The 4,370-nt window shown below is 64.0% G+C and carries 4 protein-coding genes; 1 reads left to right on the top strand and 3 read right to left on the bottom strand.

Going from position 1 to position 4,370, the window contains the following annotated elements; all coding sequences use genetic code 11:
* On the bottom strand, positions 1-1,612 hold a 1,612-nt coding region (locus AC1D00_RS29130), incomplete at its 3' end, for a diguanylate cyclase domain-containing protein (RefSeq protein ID WP_477013039.1).
* A 376-nt stretch (positions 1,613-1,988) separates the two neighbouring features.
* Between AC1D00_RS29130 and AC1D00_RS29125 the strand changes: the two genes are divergently transcribed.
* Positions 1,989-2,792 (top strand): PstS family phosphate ABC transporter substrate-binding protein, encoded by an 804-nt coding sequence (locus AC1D00_RS29125; RefSeq protein WP_477013038.1) that lies wholly within the window; start codon positions 1,989-1,991, stop codon positions 2,790-2,792.
* A gap of 47 nt (positions 2,793-2,839) precedes the next feature.
* On the opposite strand, the gene AC1D00_RS29120 is transcribed toward AC1D00_RS29125, so the two are convergent.
* The gene (locus AC1D00_RS29120) at positions 2,840-3,850 is read right to left on the bottom strand and encodes a 2Fe-2S iron-sulfur cluster-binding protein (protein WP_404552371.1); all 1,011 of its coding nucleotides are present in this window, start codon (positions 3,848-3,850) and stop codon (positions 2,840-2,842) included.
* Positions 3,851-3,997: 147 nt separating this feature from the next.
* Positions 3,998-4,370 (bottom strand): ethylbenzene dehydrogenase-related protein (locus tag AC1D00_RS29115; protein ID WP_477013037.1); only part of this gene is annotated, 373 nt, incomplete at its 5' end.

Raw genomic sequence — 4,370 nt, 5'->3', positions numbered from 1 at the left:
GTCCCGAGCTCTTCGCGACGTACATCGCAAGGTCGGCACGGATCAGGAGATCGTCATAGGTTGTGCCGTGGGTGGGCCAGATCGCAATGCCGATGCTGACGCCGATGGTCGCATGGTTGCTCTGGAGCTTGAAGGAAACCTGCAGCGTCTCGATCATCTCGCGGGCACTGAGGCTCGCGGCCTCGATCGTCTTCACCCCGGCGATGATGGCGACGAACTCGTCGCCCCCGACCCGGGCGAGCAGATATTTGCCGGCAGCGCCCTTGGACGTCAGCAAATTGCTCAAGCGCTCGGCCACCATCCTGAGCAGCTCGTCGCCAGCCTTGTGCCCGAAAGTGTCGTTGATGGATTTGAAGCCATCCAGGTCGAGGAAGAACAGCGCTCCGTCCTCTTCCGCGCCGATGAGCGCCGGCGCATCGATGCGCATCTTCTCCCGATTGGGAATGCGGCTCACCGTGTCGTAGAAAGCGAGCTGACGAATTCTTCGAGTGCTGGCCCGCAAATGCGTCAGCATTCGCTCGAATGCGAGGCCGAGGCCGCGGACCTCGCCGATGCCCGTTGCGCGGAATTGAACGTCAAGATCGCCACCCGCGATTTCCTGGGCGGTCTTGGCGAGCGCTGAAAGTCCTTTCGTGAGGTGCCTCACGGCGGCCAATAGCGCGACGACCAAGGCACCGAGCGCCAGCGCCGCGGATGCCAGGAACTGCCACATCAGCGAACGCGTATGGGAGGCGCCGATCTGGAACATCTGATCGCGTGTCGTCGTCACCAGCGATGCGCTCGCGAACGTACACACCTTGAGCGTCGCCTCGTAATCGACACAGCGCGCGACGTAGTTGCCGTCATCCGAGCGCTGCAGCCCGGCCAAACGCGTCCCGGCGCCGCTGAATCTCACCCCTTCAGGCCCCGCGGAAGACACGATCTCGTTGTCACCCGTGATGATGACCACGCCGGCATTGGCTAGCGAAGTGAAGTTCTCGAGAGTCCGTTCCGTGCGGCCGAGCGGTCGGACGGCGGCAAGCGCGCCGATGAGGTCGCCGAAGTCGTCGAACACGGGCTCGATCGCGGTGTGCGCTATGGTGTGGCGCTGCGGCAGGCCGAGCGCTGACAATTCACGCAATTTGAGCTCATAGGTGCCTTCCTCACCCCGCGGGTGCGAGCGGCTATTGTCCTTGAGGATCGCGTTGAGACTGACAGAGAGAGCGGTACCCTCGAATGCCCGGTTCAGCGCGAGGAGGTCGAGGGGCGTGTTGGCGCCGATCACGCGACCGGTTCCGTCGAAGGCGATCAGCCTTTCGAAGCCGGAGGTCGAAGCAACGACGCTGAGCAGCTCGCGGATAGTCACATCGTTGTTCGAGGCGACCGCCTTGGCGACATCGGCGCGCTGAGCGATCTGACGCAGGCCAGATGCGGTTTCTGCGCCCAGGACCTCGATTCGCGCTCGCGCCAACTGCGCCTCGCCGTCGAGGCGATGAGCGAGCTGGTCTTCCGAGAGTTCACCCAGTGCCGCAGCCTGATGCCTCAGTTGCTGCTGCAGGCGTAGCACCGTCAAGCCACCGATGACGCCGAGCCCGAGGACGCCGGTCGCGAGCACGACGGCAACGAGGCGCATGGCGATAGACGAGGGGAAACTCGGAATCCCGGACGCAACGGCCCAACGACGCCAGCGGGGCGGCGCCCTCGATGCCTCTGCCATATCCGGGTCAGTCGCCACCACCGCCAGCACCCTGAGCTTACGGGGGCCGGTCAATGTCGCTCATTGAGGCCCCTTCCAGGCGCCAACCTTAGGCGAGTGAAATACCCAAAATCGTCAATTTGATCGTCTATTTGTGGCCGGTTAATTAGCAAATGGTTTCTCAGAACCATCAGATTTTGTGCTTTTCACTTTCTGTCCGCCACAGATGACTCCAAAAGGCACGGCGTTGCGACAACAGATGGTTTAGGTTTCTTTGCCAGATTGCGCACCTCGTCGTTCGAAGGGGTTTGCCATGGCATTTTCGAGGATAGCGGCGGTAATTTTGGGCCTCTGGCTTGCGGGGGTGAATGCCGCTAGCGCCGAAACACGCAGGCTCGACATCGTCGGGACCGGAGACGGCATCGATGTCCTGCGCGTCGTCGCCGCGAGCTTCATGCAGCAGGAAGGATCCGCACGGATCGAGGTCCCGCCTAGCATCGGTTCTGGCGGAGGCATCGCGGCCGTGGGGTCCGGCAAGGCGATCTTAGGGCGCATCGCACGCCGCCTGACCGACGCCGAAGCGGCTTCCGGCATCGTCTACAAGGCGATCGCCCGCCTGCCCTCGGCTTTCATCGTCCATCCCGGCTGTGGAGTGAGTGCCGTCACGAGCGATCAGCTCGTTGCGATCTATTCGGGCCGACTCGCGAATTGGAAGGAGCTGGGCGGCGCCGATATGCGCATCCGCGTCGTGCGGCGCGAGGACCAGGACAGCACTCTCACCGTGCTCCGGGCCAGCATGCCCGGCTGGCATGATCTCGAGATCACCGAGAAATCGAAGACGGCGACGACCACACAGGAAGCGATCGAGACGGTTCGCGATGTTCAAGGGGCGATCGGCTTCGGACCCTTCTCGCGGCCGCTGGAACAAGGGCTCACCGTGCTTCGCGTGGACGGCCACTACCCGACCGACGCGGATTATCCCTCGAGCGTGGTGCTGGCGCTGATCTATTTAAGCACGTTGCAGGATCCGGACGCCTTGGCCTTTCTACGTTTTGCCGACACGCAGAAGGCGGCCGACGTCATCACCAGCCTCGGGAGTCTGCCCGTCAAGCCGTGAGCCGCCGGGGCTCGCTGGCCGCCGGCGCTGCCGAGCTCGGCATCGGCTCACAGGCCGGGGCGATGAGGCTGCTCCCGGCTTCGCCATAGACGGGTGACCTTGTCCATCAGCGATGAGGTTTGAGAGCTCGGCAGGAAAGGATCGGCGTAGCATTGCGCATTGGCCGAGCGCGCCTTGTTCTGCACGATATCGACGAGACCAGCGGGGCCGGCGACGTAGACCGTGTCCTCCAGTCCGAGCAGGGGCAGATAGTGCGATGGGCGCCCGGGCCTGATCGGCAGGGTAGATCCGACCTCCGTCGTCGCGATGACGTCGCGGACACCGTCGTCGATCAGCCACTGCAGCGAGGGAAGCATATAGAGGTTATCGGCATCCCGGCTGCCGGCGACGACCACCATCTCGCGGTTGCGCTGGGTCGAGCGCGCCGAGCGGGCCAGCGCCCAGATCGGGGCCCAGCCTGCTCCGCCGGCGACCAGCACCAGCGGCCCCTGGCCCTGTCGTAGATAGGCTTGTCCGAAGGGGCCTTGCACATGCGCCGCATGGCCGGGCCTGATGGCCTTGCCGAACTGCCCCGACACGGTGCCGTCATGCAGGCGCCGGATGTGGAAGACGAGTTCGACTTGCTTGAAGGAACCATCGAGTCTGAAGGTCGGGCTGAACTCGCGCGCCGGATAGCCGGAAAACTTGACGCGCACATATTGGCCCGGCCGAAACTCGAGCGGCGCCGAGGTCGTCAGCACGACTTCGGCGATCTCTGGCGAGAGCTCGTTGATCTCGGTAACGGCGCCCGCCCGCTTCATCGGTAGCGGCAATTCTTCGAATTCGATCTCCGCATCGCCTGCGACCGCGGCCTGGCAGGCGAGCACAGTGCGGCCATGGCCCGAGCCGCCGTCATCGACCGAGCCCGAAACGACCGTCACCCGGCAGCTCTGACATTGTCCCGATCTGCAGTCGTGTGGAATGAGGATCGAGCCGCCGAGCGCAGCGTCGATCAGGCCTTCGCCGGCGCGGGCTTCGACGGGCTTGCCGTTGAGGACGAGCCGACAATGCGTCTTCATCGCGAGGCCTCTGGGCGCCGCGAATTCCTGCGAGCAGGCCGCTGCTCGCCGCGCCGGAATGCGATGCGCGGATGAGGGCGAAGCCATGCTTCAGCGCAGCCGCGCCGTAGTGGCTTCCGGTCGAGCACGTCGCCCCCCATGAGACGCCTAGTCCTGCGTGACGACACGCACCGGGCGGTTATGGGTCGCATGCCGCGTCTGTGCATGGTCGAAGACAGCGACCCACATGTAGAGATCGCGGGCTGGCACGAAGGCTTTGTCATATCTGCCATCGCTTTTCATGTTGCGCGTCAGCTCGAGCGTCCAATGTCCGTTGCCCCATTTTGAAACCCCGGTGACATTGGCCCGCTCTCCTTCGGTGTCGCCGGCAATAATCACGCCGGGCAGGGTCGTGCCAACGGGAATCCTCGCGTCGGCCTCTGGAGTGTAGGGTTCGCTCTCCCAGTCGAACATGTACCAGCGGCCGTTCTCGTCGTCGCTGCTGTCGGGATTAAGATCGAATTTGCTGAGGGCTGCAACC

It is taken from the genome of Bradyrhizobium sp. P2_E8 (assembly GCF_056403875.1).
This window is presented reverse-complemented; position numbering and strand designations above follow the sequence as displayed.